Source organism: Actinomadura sp. GTD37 (genome assembly GCF_041951365.1).
Classification (GTDB): domain Bacteria; phylum Actinomycetota; class Actinomycetes; order Streptosporangiales; family Streptosporangiaceae; genus Spirillospora.
In genome coordinates, this window is record NZ_JBGNUS010000001.1 from 641,602 (window position 1) to 662,635 (window position 21,034).

Sequence of the window (21,034 nt, forward strand, 5' to 3'; positions counted from 1 at the left end):
GAAGCCAGGTTCGAGCGAAGCGAGAACCTGATCGCGCAGCGAGCCGCTAGGCGAGCCGGAGCGATGCAGCGATCGCCGCAGTGCCCGTTGAAGGAAGGCGCTCAGGCGCCTGACGCCGAGGGCGCTGCAATGAACACAGCGATCGCCGCAGTGCCCGTTGAAGGGAGGGCGCTCCAGCGCCCGACTGCCGAGGGCAGTGCATTGAACACCGCATTGAAACACCCCCCGCTAGGGTGAGCGGCATGAAGAAGTGGGAGTACGCGACCGTTCCGCTGCTGGTGCACGCGACCAAGCAGATTCTTGACAACTGGGGCCAGGACGGGTGGGAGCTCGTCACCGTCCTGCCTGGGCCGAACCCGGAGAACCTGGTGGCCTACTTCAAGCGCGAAGTCCAGTCGTAACCCGAAGCCGATCGACCGGTGGAGACGCCTCAACGAGGAGGAGCGGGCATGAGCACGCCTGAAGAGCGGATGCGCGAGATGGGGATCGAGCTGCCGGATCTCGTCCCGCCGGTCGCGTCGTACGTCCCGACGGCGCGGACGGGTTCGCTCGTCTACACGGCGGGCCAGGTGCCGATGGTGAAGGGGAAGCTGGGCGCCACCGGGAAGGTCGGCGCCGAGATCAGTCCCGAGGAGGCCGCGAGGCAGGCGGGGATCTGCGCGTTGAACGCGATCGCGGCGCTGAAGGCCGAGGTCGGCGACCTGTCGCGGGTCGTCCGGATCGTGAAGGTGGTGGGGTTCGTCGCGAGCGCGCCGGACTTCTACGGCCAGCCGCAGGTGGTCAACGGGGCGAGCGATCTGCTGGCCGAGGTGTTCGGGGATGCGGGCAAGCACGCGCGGAGCGCGGTGGGCGTCGCCGTTCTGCCGCACGACGTGCCCGTCGAGGTCGAGTTGATCGCTGAGGTCCAGTAGGACTCGCGCCTTGACGGAACGCCATTCGGTATGTCCGAATGGGCGGCCATGAGCATTGTGCACGGGCTGAAGCTGCCGGCGAGTTTCCGGGACCGGATCGAGGACATCCGGGCGGGACGGGCCGAGCCCGTTCCCGCCCGGCACGCGTCGACGGTCGTCGTGCTCCGTGATCATGACAGGCACGGCTTGCAGGCGTTCATGCTGCGCCGGGTCCGGTCGATGGCGTTCGCGCCGGGCGCCTATGTCTTCCCCGGCGGGTCGGTCGATCCGCGCGACGGCGAGGCGGCGCCGGCGTGGTCCGGGCCGCCGCCCGCGGAGTGGGGCGCGGCGTTCAGGGCGGACGAGACGCTGGCCAGCGAGTTGGTGTGCGCGGCGGTCCGGGAGACGTTCGAGGAGACGCTGGTCCTGCTGGCGGGGCCGACGGGCGAGACGGTCGTGGACGACACGCGCGGGGACGAGTGGGAGGCCGACCGGCAGGCGCTGCTGGACCGTTCCCAGTCGTTCGGCGGGTTCCTCGACCGGCGCGGCCTCGTCCTGCGCGCCGACCTGCTGCGCCCGTGGGCGCACTGGATCACCCCGGCGGTCGAGCCGAAGCGCTACGACACCCGCTTCTTCGTCGCCGGGATGCCGGAGGGGCAGCGGGCGCGGGACGTCAGCACCGAGGCCGACCAGGTCGCCTGGGTGCGCCCGGCGGAGGCGGCCGAGCGCGCGGCGAAGGGCGAGTGGATGATGCTGCCGCCGACGATCGCGACGCTGGCGGAGCTGGCCGAGTTCGACACGGTGGCGGACGTGCTGGCGGCGCCGCGCGAGATCACCGTCCAGGAGCCCGTCGCGGAGATCATCGACGGTGAGGCGTACCTCGTCCTGCCGGAGGGCACCGAGCGGCACTACTCGCAGCCGTGAGCCGGGCTCCGCGGGCGCAGGCCCTCATGTGGCGGCTGGCGGGCACGTCGGCGCTGCGGCATCTCGATCGGCTCGGCTGGAACCCGGTCCGTCACCCGGATCGGGCCTCGGGCAGGATGGGAGACATGACGGAGATCGACGGGATGGGTACTGAACGGGCGACTTGCGTGCTCGCTCCGAACCCGTCCGCCATGACCCTGGACGGCACGAACACCTGGATCATCGCCGAGCCGGGGTCCGCGGAGGCCGTCGTCGTCGATCCCGGCCCGAAGGACGGCAAGCACCTGAAGCACGTCCTGGACGTCGTGGAGGGCCAGGGGCGCCGGGTGGGGCTCGTCCTGCTCACGCACGGGCATCCCGACCATTCCGCCGGCGCCGGGAAGTTCGCGAAGCTCGCGGGCGGCTCGGTCAAGGTGCGGGCGCTCGATCCCAGGCACCGGCTGGGCGACGAGGGGCTCGCGGAGGGGGACGTCGTCACCACGGGCGGCCTGGAGCTGCGGATCATGGAGACGCCGGGCCACAGCGACGACTCGCTGACGTTCTGGCTGCCGGCCGACGGCGCCGTCCTGACCGGCGACACCATCCTCGGGTACGGGACGACCGTGCTGGAGGGCGCGCTGGGCGACTACCTCGGTTCGCTGGACCGGCTGCGCAAGTTCTCCGCGGACAACGAGGCCGCGACGATCCTCCCCGGTCACGGCCCCAAGCTGGACGATCCGATCGCCGTCCTCGACCACTACATCGACCACCGCCGCGAACGCCTCGCGCAGGTCGAGGCTGCCGTGGCCGCGGGCGCGCGCACCGCGCGCGAGGTCGTCGAACGCGTCTACGCCGACGTCGACAAGGCCCTCTGGCCCGCGGCCGAGTGGTCGGTGCAGTCGCAGCTCGACTACCTCGACGGCCGCTGACCGCGGGACCCGCCGCCGCGCCGCGGCCGGCGGGTCACTTGGAGCGCTTGCGGAGGCGTTCGATGTCGAGGATGACGACGGCGCGCGCCTCGATGCGCAGCCAGTTGCGCTGGGCGAAGTCGGCGAGCGCCTTGTTGACGGTCTCCCGGGAGGCGCCGACGAGCTGCGCCAGTTCCTCCTGCGTGAGGTCGTGGTGGACGTGCAGGCCCGCCTCGGACGGCTGGCCGAACCGCTCGGCGAGGTCGAGCAGCGCCTTGGCGACGCGTCCGGGGACGTCGGTGAAGACGAGGTCGGCCATCACGTCGTTGGTCTTGCGGAGCCGCTGCGCCAGCGCGCGGAGCAGCTGGACGGCGACCTCCGGGTGCCCGGTGAGCCAGGGCCGCAGGTCGTCGTGGCCGAGCCCGGCGAGGCGGCACTCGGTGACCGCGATGGCGGACGCGGTGCGCGGACGCGGGTCGAACAGCGACAGCTCGCCGAACATCTCGCTCGGGCCGAGCACGCTCAGCAGGTTCTCCCGGCCGTCCGGCGCCGTCCGGGTCAGCTTGATCTTGCCTTCCAGGACGACGTACAGCCGGTCCCCGGTCTCACCCTCGTTGAACAGCGTCTGACCGCGCGCGAGACGCGCCTCGGTCACGTTGGCGCGCAGCGCCTTGGCGCCCTGCTCGTCGAGGGCCTCGAAGAGCGGGGCTCTGCTCAGAACGTCCACGTCGCGATCGGTCACGCTTCTCCTCCTCGAACACCTACATGCCTAGTGTGACGTACGTCCCACCGCGTACGTGAAGGCAGGGTCACGGCGCGCCGAAACGCGGGACCGGGGATTGCCCTGCCCGCGGCGGCCGCGGTCCCGTTCGCCCAGTGTACGGACCGTTGGGTGAATGCCATCACACCGGTCTCATCGCCTGTTAACGGACGACCCGGGCGATGACCAGCGGGTGCCTTAGCCTGAGCGGATGCAGACCTCCGGTCCCCGCCCCTCACCGCGCCGGCTTCCGCGGGGCCGGCACGCGCTGTCCCGCGCGGAGGTCGAGCGGGTGCATCGTGACCGCCTCTGCGCGGCCATGGCGGCGGCGATGAGGGAGAAAGGATACGTCGGTACATCGGTCGAGGACGTCCTCAAGCGGGCCAGAGTGTCCAGGCAGAGCTTCTATGTGCTGTTCTCGTCGAAGCTCGACTGTTTCATGGCCGCGTTCGACAAGGCCAGCGAACTGCTCATGCTGCGGCTGGCGGGCTCCACGGAGAGTGGAGGCGACCCAGCGGGCATAGGCGACGCGGCGGGCGGAGGCGGCCCAGCAGGCGGAGGCGACGCGGCGGACAGGTTCGAGATGGTCGTCACCGCCTACCTGGAGGCGCTGGCGTCCGAACCGGGTTACGCACGGTTGTTCCTGGTCGAGGTGTACGCGGCCGGTCCCGAGGCCATCCGGCGGCGGACCGAGATCCAGCGCGACCTGGCCGCGGCCCTGGCGGGCCTCATGGGGGTGACCGGCCGGGCGGGCGAGTTCGCGTGCCAGGTCATCGTCTCGGCGGTGAGCACGATGGTGACGCCGGCCGTCGCGGCGGGCGACATGGACGCGTTGCGGGCGGTAGGACCCCCGATGGTCGAGCATGTCCGCCTGCTTCTCCGATCGGGCGCCTTGTCCGGCGACTGAGGCGGCCGAGTCGCCTAACGTGCCGTCTGAGCTGTGGTGATGTTCACCCGCGTGGTGGCCGTGCCGTGTGTGCGGGGGAGCGTGACAGTGAGCCGTCCGCGCGGGTCGGCGGTCGCCTTCAGCACCCGGTGCGTCCTCCCCTGCGTTACGCGGATGACGACACGTGTTCCCGGACGGTAGGACGCGGGTGTCGTGACCGTGGCGGTCCCGGCGGCCCGCAGCGTGAAGCCCGTCCCGGACGCCTTCGACAGCGCGCTGAACTGCCGGGCCGCCGGGCGCTTGAGCGAGACCGTCCAGCCCCATTGCGACCAGTTCCGGTCGATCGACCGGTAGGAGGTCTCCGCCGGCGGACGGGGCGGGTCGGCGAACACCGCCATCAGCGGGCCGATGTGCTGCCGCAGGTCGCGGGCCCAGTACGGGAAGATGTGGGTGCCGAACACGTAGTCGGTGTACCGGCTCGGGATGTTCAGCTCGTCCAGCCGCCGGTGGAAGCTGACCGTCGAGACGTGCGTGAGGGCCTCGATGCCGATGGCGGCGGGGTCCGGCGCCGGCGGGTCGAGCGGCCCCGGCACGCCGGTGGCGGTGTAGAGCGCGAGCCGCATGCCGCGCAGGTTGGATGCGAGGCCGGCCGGGTCGTGGCCGCGCCAGTTGATCTCGTCGGTGAGCCGGGAGCCGAAGATCGCGTCGGGGCGCACGCCGTCCAGGGCGACCGCGATATAGGAGACGACGCCGGTCGCGCCGAGCGACGTGACCGGGTTGGAGGAGATGTCGGGCGCGCCGGAGAACGACGCCGCCGAGACGAACAGTTCGGGATGCCGGGACGCGTAGCTCATCGCGCCGAACCCGCCCTGGGACAGCCCCGCGACCGCCCTGCCCTCGCGGCGGGAGACGGTGCGCAGGTTGCGGTCGATCCACGGGATCAGCTGGCCGACGTGGAAGGTCTCCCATTTCGACGGGCCCAGCCCGGTGCCCGGATCGGCCCAGTCGGTGTACCAGCCGCCGCCGTTGCCGTCGAAGCCCCCGTCCGGCATGACGGTGATCAGCGGCCGTCCGGCGGTCGTCTTCTCGGCGTCGCCCGCCTCGACCCAGTCGGACGCCCGTCCGGACGTCCCGTGGAACAGGTACAGGACGGGGTAGTGCGCGCTCGCCCGCCGCTCGTAACCGGTCGGCAGCAGGATGCGGACGTCCACCGCCCGCCCCAGGGCGGCCGTGCTCACGCGGACCGAGTACTGCCTGTCGTCGATGCGCCGCACCTTCACGACGTGGATGCCGCCCGCGTCCTCGAACCGCGCGCCTCGCTCGTCGGCGCGGGCCGGTCCGGCGAGCCCCGCGGACGCCGTCGCGAGCGCCAGGGCGACCACGGCGGCACGAGGTGCGCGCACGGCCCTGCGCGGCGGGACGGGTTCTTGAGGACGGCCGGTGGGGACGCGTGTCGGGCGCATGGCGGGGACCTCCTGGGCGGTGCGGTCAGCGGCCTCCGGGGCGGCGGGGACGGTCGGGCTGGACGCGGAGGGCGGTGATCACGGTGGCGAGCATCTCGTAGTGGCCGACCAGCACGGTCAGCTCGACGCACTCGCCCTCGGTGAGGTGGGTGCGGAGCCGTGTCCAGGTGTCGTCGTCGAGGTCCCGCTCGTCGTGCAGCCGGTCGGCCGCGGCGAGGATCGCCTGCTCGCGCGGCGTCCAGCCCTCGGCGGACGGCCCGGCCTCGACGCGCTCGACGTCCCGCGCCCGGACGCCCGTCCGGCGTGCGAGGCGCACGTGGTGGTCGAACTCGTAGCGGCAGTCGCGCAGGTGCGCGATGCGGAGGATCACCAGTTCGGTCTCGCGGCGCGGCAGGGTGCCGCCGGGCATGAGCCGTCCCGCGAACCACAGCCAGCCGCGGAAGAGCCCGCGCCGGCGCGCGAGCGTCAGGAAGAGGTTGGGCGGCCCCGTCCCGGCGACCCGCCCCGCGACCTGGCAGGCGAGCCAGTTCGCCACCCCGACGTCGCGGACGCCGCCGGGCGTGGCGCGGGGTGCGGTCACCGGGCGGAGTCCGGTTGCGGCGTGGTCAGCTCGACGTGCTCTTCCCGCGCGACTTCGAGGATGTGGCGCAGCCCGCTCTGGACTGCGCGGTCGACGACGGGTTGCGCGAGCATCCGGACGGGCAGGACGCCGCCGACCCACCAGGGGGCGACGACGCGCTTGGAACGGCGGGCGATCCCGCGTTCGAGGGCGTCGATCCCGACCTTCAATGGCGTGACCGCCGAGATGAGGCTGCTCGCGCGTCCCGAGTTCGTCATGGCGGCCGCCGCCTCGGTGCTGAAGCCGCGACGCGTCATATCGGTATCGAGTTCGGCGAAGTAGGCGACCCCGGCCTTCGCGCCCCACGGCTTGAGTTCGGCCCTGAGTGTGTTGCCCAGCGCCTCCACCGCGGCCTTGGACGCGCTGTACGCGCCCAGCAAAGGCGCGTGGACGGCCGCGGCGAGGGACGCGACGGCCAGCGCGTAACCGCGTTCGTGGCTGATGTGGGGTCCGGCCGCTTGAAGCGTGTTGTAGACGCCCAGCACGTTCACCCGGAGGCTCTGCTCCAGGACGGACGGGTCGCCCCCGATGATGGGCATCTGCGCGGCGACACCCGCATTGGCCACGACGACGTCCAGGCCGCCCAGTTCTCGGACGGCGCCGTCCACGACCTCTTCGACCCTGGCGCGGTCGGTCACGTCGCACGTCCACCAGGGCGCGGATCCGCAGCCGTCGGCGACGGCGGCGAGCAGGTCGGGTTCCAGGCCGGCGAGCGCGACGCGGGCGCCGCGCTCGTGCAGCCGGGCGGCGAGGGCCGCGCCGATGCCCCGCGCGGCGCCCGTGATCAGCACGCGCCGTCCGGCGAGGGTCGCCGTCCACCGGGAGGAGTCAAGGATCATGCGCCGACTCTAACATTAAAGAACACACCCGTCTTTTTGAGGTAGGTCACGAAACCCCGTAATGCCGCGGCGGATTCGGCGTCTATTCCTGCGGTGACAGGCGACCTATGAGGGTTGTGGTGACATGTGCGGCTTGTATTGGATGGTGTGGTGGTAGCGGGCGTGGAGACGCGGCCGGACGCCGACCTTCTGGCGGCCGCCGGAGAGGGCGACGAACAGGCGTCGGACGAGCTGTTCCGGCGGCACCACACGGCCGTCCTGCGCTACGCGCGCGGCCTCGTCCGCGACCAGCACCTCGCGGAGGACCTGACCAGCGAGGCGTTCACCCGCACGTTCGCGGCGATGCGGCAGGGCAACGGCCCGCGCGACGCCTGCCGGCCGTACCTCTACACGGTCGTCCGGAACGCGGCCACCGACTGGGCGCGCGGCGCCCGCCGCACCGTCGTGACCGACCAGGTCGCCGAGTGGGCCGCCGCGCCCGAGGACGACCCGCCGCCCGACGTCGACGAGCTGGACGCGCTCGTGCGCGCCTTCCGCTCCCTGCCCGAACGGTGGCAGACCGTCCTCTGGTACACGGTCATCGAGGACGAGCCCGTCGGGCAGGTCGCGGAACTGCTCGGCATGGAGAAGGGCGCGGTCTCCCAGCTGTCGTTCCGCGCCCGCGAGGGGCTCCGGCAGGCGTTCCTCGCCGCCAGCGCCGGGGGACGCCCCGAATGCGCCGAGTTCACCGCCCAGCTCGCCGCGAACGTGCGCCGCCCCGGCCGGCGCCGCAGCCGCGCGCTGCGCCGCCACCTGGAGACCTGCGCCGATTGCCGGCGCGCGTCCGCGGAGATGACCGACCTCAACGGGCGGCTGCGGCGCGCCCTGCCCATCGGGGCCGTCCTGCTGGCCGCGCCGTCGGCGCCGTTCGACCTGCTCGCGCCGGCGGCGTCCGGGGCGGGCTGGGCCCTGCCGGCCGCCGTGGCGGGCGGCGTCGCCGCCGGGATCGCGATCCTCCTGTTCGGCATGGGCGGCGGCGGCCAGGAAGCGCTTCCGGGGGTCGTCCCGCCGCCCGCGACGACCGCCCGGCAGCCGTCCCTCCCGCCGACTCCGCCGCCGGAGGACGTCGCACGGTCCGACCACACCGTCGGCACCGCGCTCCCCGGTGCGGGCGGCACGTCCCCCGCCGGCGAGGACGGCGGCGCCGCCTCCGGCGCGGGCCCCTACCGCGTCCGCAACACGACGCTGCAATCGTGCCTGGCGCCCAGCGGAACGGCGGTCGTGCAGCGGTCCTGCTCCAACTCCGCGACCGGGTGGAAACGCACGGACACCGCGGGCGGCTTCACGCTGAAGAGCACCTCCAGCGGGAAGTGCATGGGCCGCGGGCAGCTCTCCGCGGGCGTCCCCTGGGAAGGCGGCAGCGAGTACGCGGTGGTCATGGCGCCGTGCGGCGGCGCGAACCAGGTCTGGACGATGGCGCGCACCGCCCCCGCGGTCTACCGGCTCGTCAACGGCGGCGGCTACTACCTTCAGGCGAGCTGGTCCGGCCTGAAGGCGGTGACGCTGAAACCGTTCTCGTTCGCGGGGATGGCGGCCCAGGGCTGGGCCATCGAGGCCAGGGGCTGACCGCATCCGCGCTCAGCCGTAGCTGAGGTCGTCGTCCCGCGCGGCGGCGGGTCCGCGCGCGGCGGCGGGGCCGGCGTTGAGGGCGAGCCAGGCGTGCAGGGCCATGTGCAGCTCCAGCCGGTCCGACGTCGTGTGGATCGCGTCGCCGAACAGGTCCTCCAACTGCCGCAGCCGGTACCGGACGGTCTGCGGGTGCAGGTGCAGGCGGCCGGACACCTCCGTCGCGTTGAACCCGCACTCCAGGCAGGTCAGCAGCGTCTCGGCGAGCCGGTAGCGCTGTGCCGGACGGGCCGCCAGCAGCGGTGCGAGCCGCCGGGCGATCACCTTCTCGACCAGCATCCGCTCCCGCATCATCACGATGATCGGCATGTGCCGCTCGGCGGCGACCGGCGACGCGGCGGTGATCAGCCCGCGCCGGGCCAGGTCCAGGGCCTCGCGCGCCAGCCGCAGCGAGGCGCCCGCGTCGGCGGGCCCGACCGCCGGGCCGATCGCGGCCGTCCAGCCGTGCAGCTGCCGCTCCAGCATCCGGACCCGGCCGGGCCCCTCCGGGTCGGGGACGATCAGGCACGGCTCGGGCAGGTGCAGGCCCAGCAGGACGTCCGGGGGCAGCGCCGGGTGCCGTGCGTCGGGCCCGAGTTCGCGGAGCGCGACGGCCGCGACGGTGCGGGGCAGCGGCCAGTCCGCCTCCCGCGCCCGGCCGCGCAGCTCCTTCGGGGACGGGTCGTTCAGCAGCAGTTCCAGCAGGTGGCGGCGGTGGTCCTGGCGTGCCCCCGCGGCGCGGGCGGCGGCGTCCGCGTGGCCCTCGGAGACGATCGCGGCCACCTGGTTCACGTAGTCGAGGGCCGCGTTGGCGATGGCCGCGACCGTGGCCGGGCTCGGCCGGTGGCCGAGCTGCTCGGCGCGCTCGGCGAGCCGCTCCACCGCGAGGCCCGTCCCGATCCGCGTCGCGTCCTGCCAGGAGTCGAGCGTCCGGCCCTCGCTGGCCTCCCCGAACCCGATCTGCCGCCAGAACTCCACGACCTGCGCCGAGGACGCGCCGGGGTCGGCCATCAGCTCCAGGAAGTGGTCGATGGCGCACTCGACGCCCAGCAGCACCGCCTTGGCGTACCGGGGGTCGTGCGGCCGCACGAACTCGGGCAGCCGCGTCTCGATCCGGCGCACCGCCTCCGCGGCGATGCCGGGTACGTGCCCACGGAGATCCTCGGCGACCCGGGCGGCGCCCTCGAACGACAGGTCGAGCTCGATCCGGCGCACCGGAAGGCGGACAACCTGGCTGAGGTCGGACATGAGATCTCCTTCGGCGAACGGCGTGCCGGAGAGACGGCGCACCCCGGGCTCCATTACGCGCCTCGGCCGAACTTTCGCGCTCGGCCGGTCCGGGCCGGTGAGGCTTTAGGCTGGCCGGTATGGCGACGGAGGCGTCCCCGAAGGCGCGGGCTCGGAAGTGGAAGGACGAATCCCGGCTGTCCCTCGTGCGGCGGGCGCGGCGGATGGACCGGATCCTGGCCGAGACCTACCCGGACGCGCACTGCGAGCTGAACTTCGGGACCCCTTTCCAGCTCCTCGTCGCGACCGTCCTGTCGGCGCAGACCACCGACGTGCGGGTGAACCTGACGACGCCGGGGCTGTTCGCCAAGTACCCCACCCCCGAAGACCTGGCCGCCGCCGACCCCGAGGACGTCGAGGCCATCCTGAAGCCCACCGGGTTCTTCCGCGCGAAGACCAAGTCCGTGATGGGGCTGTCGGCGGCGCTGCGCGACCAGTTCGGCGGCGAGGTCCCGGGCCGGCTGGAAGACCTCGTCAAGCTGCCCGGCGTCGGGCGCAAGACGGCCAACGTCGTCCTGGGGAACGCGTTCGACGTCCCCGGAATCACCGTCGACACCCACTTCGGCCGCCTCGCACGGCGGTTCCGCTGGACGGCCGAAGACGACCCCGTCAAAGTCGAACAGGAGATCGGCGCGCTCATCCCGCGCAAAGACTGGACGATGCTGTCGCACAGGCTCATCTGGCACGGCCGCCGGATCTGCCATGCGCGCCGTCCGGCGTGCGGCGCGTGCCCGCTCGCACGGCTGTGCCCGTCCTTCGGCGAGGGGCCGACCGACGAGGAGACCGCGCGCAAGCTCGTCAAGCCGGGGCCGTTCTCATGACGGGAAGGAACGGCGGCGTCCGGGAGTTGGGACGTAGGTGACCGAGACCGCCCGCCCCCAGCCCGCCTGGCTCGCCCGCTTCAGCGCGGAGGGCCCGAGGATCCCGGTGCCGCCGACGTTCCGGCCCGCGCCGGACGCCCGCGCGGCCGCCGTCCTGATCCTCTTCGGCGAAGGCCCGCACGGTCCCGACGTCCTGCTCACCGAACGCGCCGCCACGCTGAACAAGCACGCCGGGCAGCCCGCGTTCCCCGGCGGCCGCATCGACCCCGAGGACGACGGACCGGTCGCGGCGGCGCTGCGCGAGGCGTGGGAGGAGGCCGGCGTCGAACCGGCCGGCGTGGACGTCCTGTGCACGCTTCCCGAGTTGTACCTGCCGCACAGCGAGCACCGCGTCACGCCCGTCGCCGGCTGGTGGCGGGAGCCGTCGGAGATCGCGCCCGGCCATCCCGGGGAGGTCGCGACGGTCGCGCGCGTCCCGCTCGGCGAGCTGGTGGACCCGGCGAACCGGCTGATGGTACGGCATCCGTCCGGGGTCAGGTTCGGGCCGGCGTTCCGCGTCCACGACATGCTGGTGTGGGGGTTCACGGCGGCGCTGCTCACCCAGGTCCTGGACGCGGGCGGCTGGAACCGGCCGTGGGACATGTCTCATGTCGAGGACCTGCCGCCCGAGGTCCTGGACCTCGCCGCCCGCGGTTGAGAACCTCCTCCGTTGCGGTCGGCTCGGCATTTTCGGCGGCGCCGGGATGTTCCGCAGGTCAGCGCCTCGTTCACTCCGGGTATGGCCATGGTCACGGCCGCGTGTCACACCTGACGGCTACCGGCCGCACCCGAATCTGGTACATCGAGGGGACGTGAAGCGGCGGCCCGGCCCTATACGGTGAAGCGGTGCTGCACGACCACGTTCTCGACGTCATCCTGCTCGTGCTCGTCGTGCTGTTCGGAGTCTCCGGCTACCGGCAGGGCTTCATCGTCAGCCTGCTGAGCTTCGCCGGCTTCGTCGGCGGTGGCGTGGTCGGCGTGCTGATCGCGCCGCCGATCGCCGAGGCGGCGGTGGACGGGGCCGCCCAGCAGGCGCTGCTCGCCATCGTGATCGCGTTCCTCGCGGCCACCCTCGGGCAGCTGATCGCCTCGTCCGTCGGCGCCGTGCTGCGCAACCGGGTGACCGGCATGAACGCCCGCACCGCGGACGCGGTCGGCGGCACGTTCGTCAGCGCGATGTCGCTGCTGATCGTCGCCTGGTTCTTCGGGAGCCTGGTCGCCAACTCCGAGTTCAAGCCCGTCCGGACGCAGGTCAAGGGCTCCTCGATCATCAACGGCATCAACGGCATGATGCCCCAGCAGGCGCAGACCTGGTTCACCTCGTTCCAGGGCTTCGTGAAGAGCAGCGAGTTCCCGCAGGTCTTCAACGGCCTCGGCGGCGAGTCGGTGGTGCAGGTGCCGCCGCCGGACGAGTCCGTGCTGAACACCCGCGGCCTGAAGGCGGCCAAGAACGGCATCGTGAAGGTGGTCAGCACGGCGCCGCAGTGCGAGCGCCGCATCGAGGGCACCGGGTTCGTGTTCGCGCCGCAGCACATCATGACCAACGCGCACGTCGTCGCCGGTGCGCGCGGCGCGTCCAAGGTGACGACGATGAACGGTGACAGCAACCGCGGACGGGTCGTCCTGTACGACCCCAAGCGCGACGTCGCCGTGCTGTACGTGCCGGGCCTGCGGGCGCCGGTGCTGGAGTTCGCCCAGGAGGCGCGCGTCCGCGACGACGCCATCATCGCCGGGTTCCCGAAGAACCAGCCGTTCACGGCGGGCGCCGCCCGGATCCGCGCCCGGCAGACGGCGCGCGGCCCGGACATCTACCACTCCGGGCAGGTCACCCGCGAGATCTACGCCATCCGCGGCAAGGTCGAGCCGGGCAACTCGGGAGGGCCGCTGCTGTCCACGGACGGGCGCGTCTACGGCGTCATCTTCGCGGCGGCGCTCGACACGCCGTCCACCGGTTACGCGCTCACCGCGCAGGAGGTCTCGCCTGACGCGCGTGCGGCCGGGAAGGCCACGAACCCAGTGTCCACCCAGAGCTGCTCCGACTAGACAAGCTGTTCTGACGGCAGGGTTGGGTCTGACGGCAGGGCTGTTCTGACGGCAGGGCTGTACTGGCCGGTCTGGCTAGATCGTGAGGCGGAGCTTCACGGGGCCCGTCTCGGGGCTCGCGGCCAGGTCTCGTGCCCGCTGGACGACTCCCCGTACGTCGATGCTGTGCGGAGCGTCGGTTTCGTACGGGACGAGGCGTTCGGCGGCGCGGCTGAGGAGCGCCTCAGCGCCGCGCGTGTTTCCCCGGCGCAGATGAGTGATCCCTACGGCGATCTGCGCGAGACCCCGCCACAACTCCCGTTCGGGCTCCGGCGCGGTTTTCCAGGCCGCCTCCAGTACCTCGTGGGCATGGAACGGGCGGTCGGCGTCCAGGAGGTGCTGCGCCTCGGTCAGCGCGTCCGCCGGCGGCATGTCGAGGTCGTCGGGCATGGTGGGGATGCCGGTTGCGCCATGGGGCAGCGGACGCCCGAAAGCGTCCCGTGGGCGTGCGTTGCGTGGGCGTCCAGATTCGTCCCGATCGCGCATGGCTCCACCGTACGCCCGGGGTTCAGTGCTCCGGCTCCGGGTCGGCCAGCCAGCCGAGGAGCTGCGCGTCGAACGCGCGAGGACGTTCCTGGTGGGGGAAGTGGCCGGTGCCCTCGATGAGCTTCCAGCGGTAGGGGGCCGACACGTAGCGCCCGGAACCCTGGGCGCTGGCCGGGAGCGTGCACGTGTCGAGCGCGCCGTGGAGCTGGAGCGTGGGCGCCTGGATGGGGGCGCGCATGCGGTGCGCGTAGCGGATGCCGTCCGGACGGGCCTGCGACCGGATCAACCACCTGTGGTACTCCAGCGCACTGTGGGCCGCCCCCGGGATCTGCACTGCCTTCCGCACGAGCTGCTCCGTGCGCGGGTCCGGCCAGTCCGGGCCGGACCAGGCGTGCAGGAGCTTCCCCACCATCGCGGCGTTGTCGCGGGTGAGGCGCCGTTCGGGCCAGTGCGGCACCTGGAAGCCGAACGTGTGCCGTGCCGCCCACCCCTGGCCGCGCGGGTCGCCGGTGATGGCCTGCCGCAGCCGCAGCGGATGCGGGGCGCTCACCACCGCCAGCCGCTGGACGATCTTGGGGTGGTAGACGGCCGTCGTCCAGGCGAGCAGCCCGCCCCAGTCGTGCCCGACGACGATCGCGTTCGCCTCGCCCAGCGCGCGGACCAGGCCGGCGGCGTCCCGCGCCAGCGTGACCAGGTCGTATCCGCGCGGCGGCTTGTCGCTGCCGCCGTATCCGCGCAGGTCGACGGCCGCCGCCCGGTAGCCGGCCGCGGGCAGCGACACCAGCTGGTTGTGCCAGGACCACCAGAACTCGGGAAATCCGTGCAGCAGCAGGACGAGCGGCCCCTCGCCGGCCTCGGCGACATGGAACCGCGTCCCCCCGGCGCTGATCTGCCGGTGGGTCCACGGCCCCTCGACCTCGATCAGCGACGCGTCGTGCCCGGACATGGCGCCGATCAGGCCGTCAGCTCGGACTTGCCGGAATCGTCCTTGGCGGAGCCGAGCCGGTCCGCGTCGCGCTTGTCGGAGTCGCCGCGGCGCCGCAGCGCGGTGAAGTCGTCCTTCAGCGTCTTGCGGGTCCGCTTCGCGCCTTCGATCCGCTTGACGATCCGCTTGGCGAGCCACATCAGGACCAAGGCGAGCAACCCGTAGACGACCGCGACGATGAGGAACGAGAGCCAGAGCCACAGCCCCAGCTCCGCGAGCCCCAGCGCGAAGGAGACGGACAGCAGGATGACGATGAGACCGCCCATCACCGCGGCGATGGTCAGCATCACGCTGCTGAGCGCCGCCTTCTTGGCGTCGGCCTTCAGCTCCATCTTGGCCAGGGTCATCTCGGCCCTGACAAGGTCGGAGATGTTGCCGGACGCCAGCGCGACCAACTCGCCGACGGACTTGTCCTCCATGCGCTCGCCCGGTAGTGCCTCGGACATATCGCTTTACTCCTTAGTCCGGGCGCGCGCGCACACGCACCCTTCTCCGGAAGACGACGGCCGCGGCCGCCGAGGCGAGAACGCTCGCGATCAGGACCGCAGTCGTCACTCTCTCGAATTGTGACGGGTCGGTATAGGCCAAACCGCCGATCAGCAGCGAAACGGTGAAACCCACCCCGGCGAGGAGCGCGACTCCCGCGATCTCATGCCAGTGCAGGTCCTCCCCGAGCGTCGCCAGGCCGAGCCGTACCGCCGCCCAGGCGCCGCCGAAGACCCCCACGAACTTACCGAGCACCAGTCCGGCGATCACCCCGAGGGCCACCCGGTCGGTGAACACGGCGCCCAGCTGGGACGCGCCGAGCCCGACACCCGCCGACAGGAACGCGAAGAGGGGCACGCACACGCCCGCCGAGAACGGCCGGAGTACGTGGTCGGCGCGTTCGGCGTTCGTGGGCCGTCCGTCCGGGGTCCACCTCGGGCTGGTGAGCATACCCAGCGCGACGGCGGCGACCGTTGCGTGGATCCCACTTCGCTGCAGGAAGTACCAGGCGAGGACGGCGATGGGCACGTACACCCACGGCGAGCGGACGTTCTTGTGTTGCAGCACCCCGTACGCGGCGATGAGAACCACTGCGAGCCCCAGGAACGCCCACCGCAGGGTGTCGGTGTAGAAGAGCGCGATGATGGCGATGGCTATCAGGTCGTCCACCACGGCCAGCGTCAGCAGGAACGCGCGCAGCGGCGCCGGGCACGAGGTGAACGTCACGGCGAGGACCGCCAGCGCGAACGCGATGTCCGTCGCCGTGGGCACCGCCCAGCCGCGCGCCGCGCCCGGCTCCCCGGCGCTCACGATGAGGAAGACGATCGCCGGCATCGCCACGCCGGCCGCCGCCGCGATCACGGGCAGCGCCGCGTCCCGCGGATTGCGCAGCTCGCCGTGCGTCAGCTCCTCGCGCAACTCCAGGCCGGCGATGAAGAAGAACACCGCCAGCAGACCGCTCGACGCCCAGTGCTGCACGTCCATGTGCCCGAGGTGCAGCCAGTGCGGGCTGATCTCGAACGTCCGGAGGCTCTCGTAGGCGCCCGCCCACGGCGTGTTCGCCCACACGACGGCGGCCACCGCCGCCAGCAGCATCACCACGCCGCCGATCGTCTCCATGCGCAGCGCACTGGCGACCTGCTGGCTGTAGCGGACGGTGGGACGGAACGGCCACGTCGCGGCGACGCGGCGCTTCACAGGCGGGCGGGCCATGCGGAAACCCCCGGGAAGGTGGCGGACGTTTGAAAGGCCCGGCCCGCACACCACTGCGGGACGTCCCTGCCGACCAGACTTCCCGGCACACCGCGGACTATTTTACCCGCAGTACCTGGGGAGACGGGAAAGCGGCCCGCACCGGGGGGCGCGGGCCGCTCGGAAACCGCCGTCGCGGGCGGGGATCAGTCGTCGGACTTGGCCGAGGGGAGCTTCTCCGAGATCAGGTCCATGACCGTGCTGTCGGCCAGCGTCGTGACGTCACCGATGCTGCGGTTCTCGGCGACGTCCCGCAGCAGCCGGCGCATGATCTTGCCGGAGCGGGTCTTCGGCAGCTCCGGCACCATCATGATCTGCCGCGGCTTGGCGATCGGGCCGAGCGCCTTGGAGACGTGGTCGCGCAGCTCCTTGGCGAAGTCCGCGCCCTCGACCTCCTCGCCGGCGCTGCCGCGCGGGATGACGAACGCGACGATCGCCTGCCCGGTCAGCGGGTCGGTCGCGCCGACGACCGCCGCCTCGGCGACCTTCGGGTGCGACACGAGCGCCGACTCCACCTCCGTCGTGGAGATGTTGTGGCCGGACACGAGCATGACGTCGTCCACGCGGCCGAGCAGCCACATGTCGCCGTCCTCGTCCTTCTTGGCGCCGTCGCCGGCGAAGTACAGGCCCTCGAAGCGCGACCAGTACGTCTTGACGTACCGCTCGTCGTCGCCCCAGATCGTCCGGAGCATGCCCGGCCACGGCTCCCTGACCACCATGAACCCGCCGCCGCCGTTCGGCACCGACCGGCCCTGGTCGTCCACGACGTCCGCGGCGATGCCGGGCAGCGGGCGCATCGCCGCACCGGGCTTGGCCGCCGTGACGCCCGGCAGCGGGCTGATCATGATGGCGCCGGTCTCCGTCTGCCACCACGTGTCGACCACCGGCGTCCGGTCGGCGCCGATGTGCTTGCGGTACCAGATGTAGGCCTCGGGGTTGATCGGCTCACCGACCGACCCGAGGACGCGCAGGGACGACAGGTCGTACTGCGCCGGGATGTCGTCGCCCCACTTCATGAACGTGCGGATCGCCGTGGGGGCGGTGTAGAAGATGGACACCTTGTACTTCTGGATGATGTCCCACCAGCGTCCCTTGTCGGGCGTGTCCGGGGTGCCCTCGTAGATGACGCTGGTCGAGCCGTTGGCGAGCGGCCCGTACACGATGTAGGAGTGCCCGGTCACCCAGCCGATGTCGGCCGAGCACCAGTAGACGTCCTTTTCGGGCTTGAGGTCGAACACGGCCCAGTGGGTGTAGGCGCACTGGGTCAGGTAGCCGCCGGTGGTGTGCAGGATGCCCTTCGGCTTACCCGTCGTCCCGGACGTGTACAGGATGTAGAGCGGGTGCTCCGCGTCCATGGGCTCGGGCTTGTTCTCCTCGCTCTGCCGGGCGACGACGTCGTCCCACCAGAGGTCGCGGTCGTGCTCGGTGACCTCCTCGCCGGTGCGGCGCACCACGAGGACGTGCTCGATCGACGGCGTCTGCGCGACGGCCTCGTCCACGATGCCCTTGAGGTCGGACGGCTTGCCGCGCCGGAACCCGCCGTCCGCGGTGATGACGAGCTTCGCCTGCGCGTCGTCGATCCGGGTACGGAGGGCCTCGGACGAGAAGCCCCCGAACACGACCGAATGGGTCGCGCCGATGCGCGCGCACGCGAGCATCGAGATCGGCAGCTCCGGAATCATCGGCAGGTAGATCGCGACCCGGTCGCCCTTGCGGACGCCCAGTTCGAGCAGGGCGTTCGCGGCCTTGTTCACCTCGCGCTGGAGGTCGGCATAGGTGAGGGTGCGGGTATCGCCCGGCTCACCCTCCCAGTGATAGGCGACCTTGGCTCCAAGCCCGGCTTCCACATGCCGGTCCACGCAGTTGTAGGCGACGTTGAGTTCGCCTCCCACGTACCACTTGGCGAACGGCGGATTGCTCCAGTCGAGCACGTCGTCCCACCGCTTGGTCCAGGTGAGCCTGTCCGCCTGCTCCGCCCAGAAGCCCAGGGTGTCTTCGGACGCCTGCTCGTAGGCGTCGGCCTTGACGTTGGCGGCGGCGGCGAGATCGGCGGGCGGGGCGAAGCGGCGCGTCTCCTGCAGAAGGTTCGACAGTGTCTCTTGGCTCTGGCTCAACGCGAAACTCCTTGCTAGGTGATGCGGGGTCGCCCGGTATCCCCACTCCACCAGGTAGGTCCCGGTCTTCACAAGGCCGGAGTCCCTGGTGTGGAAGACCAGCGGGACCGGCTCCCACGAATCCGGATGGTCGTGATCCCCGACACGACTGGCCTTCCCAGGTCAGCTATCCGGGAACCGTCTCCGTTCTACGCCTCCGCGCGGCGTTTCGCGAGCGCCCATGCGGAGCGCCCGGGGTGTCCGACGGGTGCCCGCCGGGGACCGAATAGGGTCGGGCCGTGAGCGATGCCCTTGCTGATGTTGCGAAACTGCCCGGCGTGGCCGGCGCCGTCGACGACGCGCGTAAGGCCGTCGACCGGCTGCTAGGCCATCGCATCCTGCGGCGGCGCAGCGCCGAAGTGTCCACGGAGTCCGCGCTGCGCGGCGCGCGGGCCTCGGCCGTCCTGGACGGTGCGTCGGTCACGCTGGACGAGCTCCGCACCACCGAGCACCCGTCCGACCCCGTCGTGCAGGGCTCGCTGCGCGTGTCGGCCGAGCTGGGGACGCTGGCGGAGACCTGGCGGAACGCGCCCAGGCAGGCGCTGGCCCGGCTCCACGTCCTCGCCGCGGCGGACGCGGTGGACAGCGCCGACCTGGGACGTCCGCGCTCATCCGACGCCGGTGTGAAGGACGTTCTCGGCCTCGGCGAGCCTCCGTCGCCGTCCGAGGCGGCGGCGCGCCTGGACGCGCTCAGCACGCTGCTGACCTCCCCGACGAAGGCGCCCGCGCTCGTGGTCGCGGCCGTCGTGCACGGCGAGTTGCTGACTCTGCGTCCGTTCGGGTGGGGGGACGGGCTGATCGCCCGCGCCGCCGAGCGTCTCACCCTCGTGTCCCGTGGGCTCGACCCCAAGTCGCTGGTCGCACCCGAGGTCGGGCACCTTGAACTGGAGGCCGACTACGGCTCGGCCTTGCGGGACTACTCGTCCGGCACGTCCGAGGGTGTCGCGCGGTGGATCGTCCACTGCTCCTCCGCCGTGGCCGCCGCCGCACGGGACTCGCAGGCGATCTGCGAAGCGTTCATGCGGGGCTGACCCCTTCTGAGGGGGTCCCACCTGGGTTTGTCGGTGGCTGCGGCCATGCTGAGCGCATGGCCGAACGCATGCACGGACGCCCCGCGCCGCCCACCGGGACGACGGTCTCGGCAGCGAACTGGGACTCGCGTGACCTGACCGGCGAGAACCACGAAAGCGTCCTGTTCGTGGACGTGGACATGACCGAGGCCACCGGGGCCGGTGCCGTGTTCACCGACTGCACGTTCCGCGGGGTGCGCTTCAACGCGTCCACCCACACCGACGCCGCGTTCCTGAACTGCACGTTCGTCCGGTGCGGTTTCTTCGACGCCACCTTCACCGGATGCAAGCTCGTGGGCAGCATGTTCGACGCCTGTACGTACGACCTGCTGAAGGTGAAGGGCGGCGACTGGTCGTTCACGGGCCTGCCGGGCGCCGACCTGCGCCGCGCGTCCTTCGCGGACGTGCGCATGCGCGAGGCCGACCTCACGGGCGCGCGGTGCGCGGGGGCGGAGATCCGCAGAGTCGACCTTTCGGGCGCGTACCTCCACCAGGCGGACTTCTCCGGGTGTGATCTGCGCGGCAGCGACATCTCGGCGGTGGACCCGCTCGCCACCGGGCTCAAGCGCGCGGTGGTCGACCCGTACCAGGCGGTCGTCCTGGCGACGGCTCTGGGGCTGGACGTCCGCGACTAGCTTCGGGTGGGGCGCGGGGCTTCGTGAGGTTCGTGAGGCTTCGGGCGGCGAAGCGAACGGCGCCCCGCTCGGGGACGCCGTCGCCAGTCACGTCACACCAGGTTACCAAGCGTGCAACTCATATTCGTCGGATCGGGTCAAGCCCGTCTCGACGCGCCTCCCGCGGCTGATCGCGCGTGGGTGCCCGGCTGCCGTGCTCGGACACGTGGTCCGTAAGACCTGTCTACGCCTCATCCGCCCAGTTGACAAGCCCTTGTTCGGAAAGCGCGGACCACTGTCGCGGATGACGCCGAACGGGACGCCGGTGCCGGCTGAGACCGGGGACGGATATTCCGGGCTATCCGTAACTCGCATCTGGGTCACAAAGCTGATCACTCACTGTGATCGTTTCTTTTTGGCGGCCGATCGCGCATGCGGCCGGAAAGATCTCTAGTTCTGCTGTACGCTCCCACTTTCGTCCCGATGTGCGAACCGTGCACGGGAACGGGAGGCCCTGCCGTGGAGGGCACGGCGCCTTGCGGCGCCGCGACGAGCACGTCCTTCCGGCCGGATGCGAGAAATCGTGATCGGCCGGGCGAGTTCGCGCCTCGACGAAACTCTCGACGATCGGGCAGCATATGTTGTATCTGCCTAGACTGGAGTCAGTGAGTTTGCCGCACGCATAGGGCGAACTCGCGCACGGCTCAGCCTGAACTCCACTGAAGACTTTCCTGGAAAGCGGTCCGGCTCTACCCCCCCGGAGCCGGACCGCACCGGCGACCCCCGCTCTCCCCCCCGGCGGGGGTCGCCCAGCCGTAGCGCGGCGGGCGGTGCGTCCGCGGACGCAC

General features: G+C 71.9%; 21 protein-coding genes. 11 read left to right on the forward strand and 10 right to left on the reverse strand.

The window, feature by feature from the left end:
- Positions 1-242: 242 nt before the first annotated feature.
- The 4 genes from ACA511_RS03105 (at position 243) to ACA511_RS03120 (ending at position 2,722) form a co-directional block, all read left to right on the forward strand.
- Positions 243-401 carry a DUF4177 domain-containing protein gene (locus tag ACA511_RS03105; protein ID WP_021591512.1) on the forward strand — a complete coding sequence of 53 codons (159 nt, stop codon included), beginning with the start codon at positions 243-245 and terminating at the stop codon, positions 399-401.
- Between the two features lie 48 nt (positions 402-449).
- Positions 450-911, forward strand: a complete 462-nt coding sequence (locus tag ACA511_RS03110) for a RidA family protein (RefSeq protein ID WP_375022479.1) — start codon at positions 450-452, stop codon at positions 909-911.
- A gap of 48 nt (positions 912-959) precedes the next feature.
- On the forward strand, positions 960-1,814 hold the full coding sequence (locus ACA511_RS03115) for an NUDIX hydrolase (protein ID WP_375022480.1): 855 nt from the start codon (positions 960-962) through the stop codon (positions 1,812-1,814).
- A 125-nt stretch (positions 1,815-1,939) separates the two neighbouring features.
- Positions 1,940-2,722 (forward strand): MBL fold metallo-hydrolase, encoded by a 783-nt coding sequence (locus ACA511_RS03120; protein ID WP_375022481.1) that lies wholly within the window; start codon positions 1,940-1,942, stop codon positions 2,720-2,722.
- A gap of 34 nt (positions 2,723-2,756) precedes the next feature.
- Here the strand turns inward: ACA511_RS03120 and ACA511_RS03125 are convergent, their stop codons facing one another.
- Positions 2,757-3,443: a Crp/Fnr family transcriptional regulator gene (locus tag ACA511_RS03125; protein WP_131935942.1), complete on the reverse strand. Its 687-nt coding sequence runs from the start codon at positions 3,441-3,443 to the stop codon at positions 2,757-2,759.
- A gap of 349 nt (positions 3,444-3,792) precedes the next feature.
- Here ACA511_RS03125 and ACA511_RS03130 point away from each other — a divergent pair, with 349 nt between their 5' ends.
- Positions 3,793-4,368, forward strand: a complete 576-nt coding sequence (locus ACA511_RS03130; RefSeq protein WP_375022482.1) for a TetR/AcrR family transcriptional regulator — start codon at positions 3,793-3,795, stop codon at positions 4,366-4,368.
- 14 nt (positions 4,369-4,382) lie between these two features.
- Here the strand turns inward: ACA511_RS03130 and ACA511_RS03135 are convergent, their stop codons facing one another.
- From ACA511_RS03135 to ACA511_RS03145, 3 genes are read right to left on the reverse strand one after another with little or no spacing between them, the layout of a single operon-like run.
- Positions 4,383-5,810, reverse strand: coding sequence for an alpha/beta hydrolase (locus ACA511_RS03135; protein WP_375022483.1), 1,428 nt, complete (start codon positions 5,808-5,810; stop codon positions 4,383-4,385).
- 25 nt (positions 5,811-5,835) lie between these two features.
- On the reverse strand, positions 5,836-6,390 hold the full coding sequence (locus tag ACA511_RS03140) for a carboxymuconolactone decarboxylase family protein (RefSeq protein ID WP_375022484.1): 555 nt from the start codon (positions 6,388-6,390) through the stop codon (positions 5,836-5,838).
- Positions 6,387-7,268, reverse strand: coding sequence for an SDR family NAD(P)-dependent oxidoreductase (locus ACA511_RS03145; protein WP_375022485.1), 882 nt, complete (start codon positions 7,266-7,268; stop codon positions 6,387-6,389). The genes ACA511_RS03140 and ACA511_RS03145 overlap by 4 nt, the downstream gene beginning before the upstream one ends.
- Before the next feature lie 147 nt (positions 7,269-7,415).
- Between ACA511_RS03145 and ACA511_RS03150 the strand changes: the two genes are divergently transcribed.
- Positions 7,416-8,873, forward strand: coding sequence for a sigma-70 family RNA polymerase sigma factor (locus ACA511_RS03150; RefSeq protein ID WP_375022486.1), 1,458 nt, complete (start codon positions 7,416-7,418; stop codon positions 8,871-8,873).
- Between the two features lie 12 nt (positions 8,874-8,885).
- On the opposite strand, the gene ACA511_RS03155 is transcribed toward ACA511_RS03150, so the two are convergent.
- Positions 8,886-10,160, reverse strand: coding sequence for a PucR family transcriptional regulator (locus ACA511_RS03155; RefSeq protein WP_375022487.1), 1,275 nt, complete (start codon positions 10,158-10,160; stop codon positions 8,886-8,888).
- Positions 10,161-10,279: 119 nt separating this feature from the next.
- On the opposite strand from ACA511_RS03155, the gene nth reads away from it, so the two are divergent.
- The 3 genes from nth to ACA511_RS03170 all read left to right on the forward strand — a co-directional run bounded on the left by nth (position 10,280) and on the right by ACA511_RS03170 (position 13,102).
- The gene (gene nth / locus ACA511_RS03160) at positions 10,280-11,020 is read left to right on the forward strand and encodes an endonuclease III (protein WP_375022488.1); all 741 of its coding nucleotides are present in this window, start codon (positions 10,280-10,282) and stop codon (positions 11,018-11,020) included.
- A gap of 37 nt (positions 11,021-11,057) precedes the next feature.
- Positions 11,058-11,717, forward strand: a complete 660-nt coding sequence (locus tag ACA511_RS03165) for an NUDIX hydrolase (protein WP_375022489.1) — start codon at positions 11,058-11,060, stop codon at positions 11,715-11,717.
- A 188-nt stretch (positions 11,718-11,905) separates the two neighbouring features.
- Positions 11,906-13,102, forward strand: a complete 1,197-nt coding sequence (locus ACA511_RS03170; protein WP_375022490.1) for a MarP family serine protease — start codon at positions 11,906-11,908, stop codon at positions 13,100-13,102.
- Between the two features lie 75 nt (positions 13,103-13,177).
- On the opposite strand, the gene ACA511_RS03175 is transcribed toward ACA511_RS03170, so the two are convergent.
- The 5 genes from ACA511_RS03175 to acs form a co-directional block, all read right to left on the reverse strand.
- Positions 13,178-13,531, reverse strand: coding sequence for a DUF309 domain-containing protein (locus ACA511_RS03175; protein ID WP_375022491.1), 354 nt, complete (start codon positions 13,529-13,531; stop codon positions 13,178-13,180).
- 118 nt (positions 13,532-13,649) lie between these two features.
- Positions 13,650-14,573: an alpha/beta fold hydrolase gene (locus tag ACA511_RS03180; protein ID WP_375022492.1), complete on the reverse strand. Its 924-nt coding sequence runs from the start codon at positions 14,571-14,573 to the stop codon at positions 13,650-13,652.
- A gap of 8 nt (positions 14,574-14,581) precedes the next feature.
- The gene (locus ACA511_RS03185) at positions 14,582-15,058 is read right to left on the reverse strand and encodes a phage holin family protein (protein ID WP_375022494.1); all 477 of its coding nucleotides are present in this window, start codon (positions 15,056-15,058) and stop codon (positions 14,582-14,584) included.
- Positions 15,059-15,071: 13 nt separating this feature from the next.
- Entirely contained in the window at positions 15,072-16,310 is a 1,239-nt protein-coding gene (nhaA, locus tag ACA511_RS03190; protein ID WP_375022495.1) for a Na+/H+ antiporter NhaA, read from the reverse strand.
- 185 nt (positions 16,311-16,495) lie between these two features.
- Entirely contained in the window at positions 16,496-18,463 is a 1,968-nt protein-coding gene (gene acs, locus ACA511_RS03195; RefSeq protein WP_375022496.1) for an acetate--CoA ligase, read from the reverse strand.
- 278 nt (positions 18,464-18,741) lie between these two features.
- On the opposite strand from acs, the gene ACA511_RS03200 reads away from it, so the two are divergent.
- A complete protein-coding gene (locus ACA511_RS03200) occupies positions 18,742-19,533 on the forward strand; it encodes an oxidoreductase (protein WP_375022497.1) in 792 nt (263 codons plus the stop codon).
- A 56-nt stretch (positions 19,534-19,589) separates the two neighbouring features.
- Positions 19,590-20,207 (forward strand): pentapeptide repeat-containing protein, encoded by a 618-nt coding sequence (locus ACA511_RS03205; protein WP_375022498.1) that lies wholly within the window; start codon positions 19,590-19,592, stop codon positions 20,205-20,207.
- Positions 20,208-21,034: the final 827 nt, after the last annotated feature.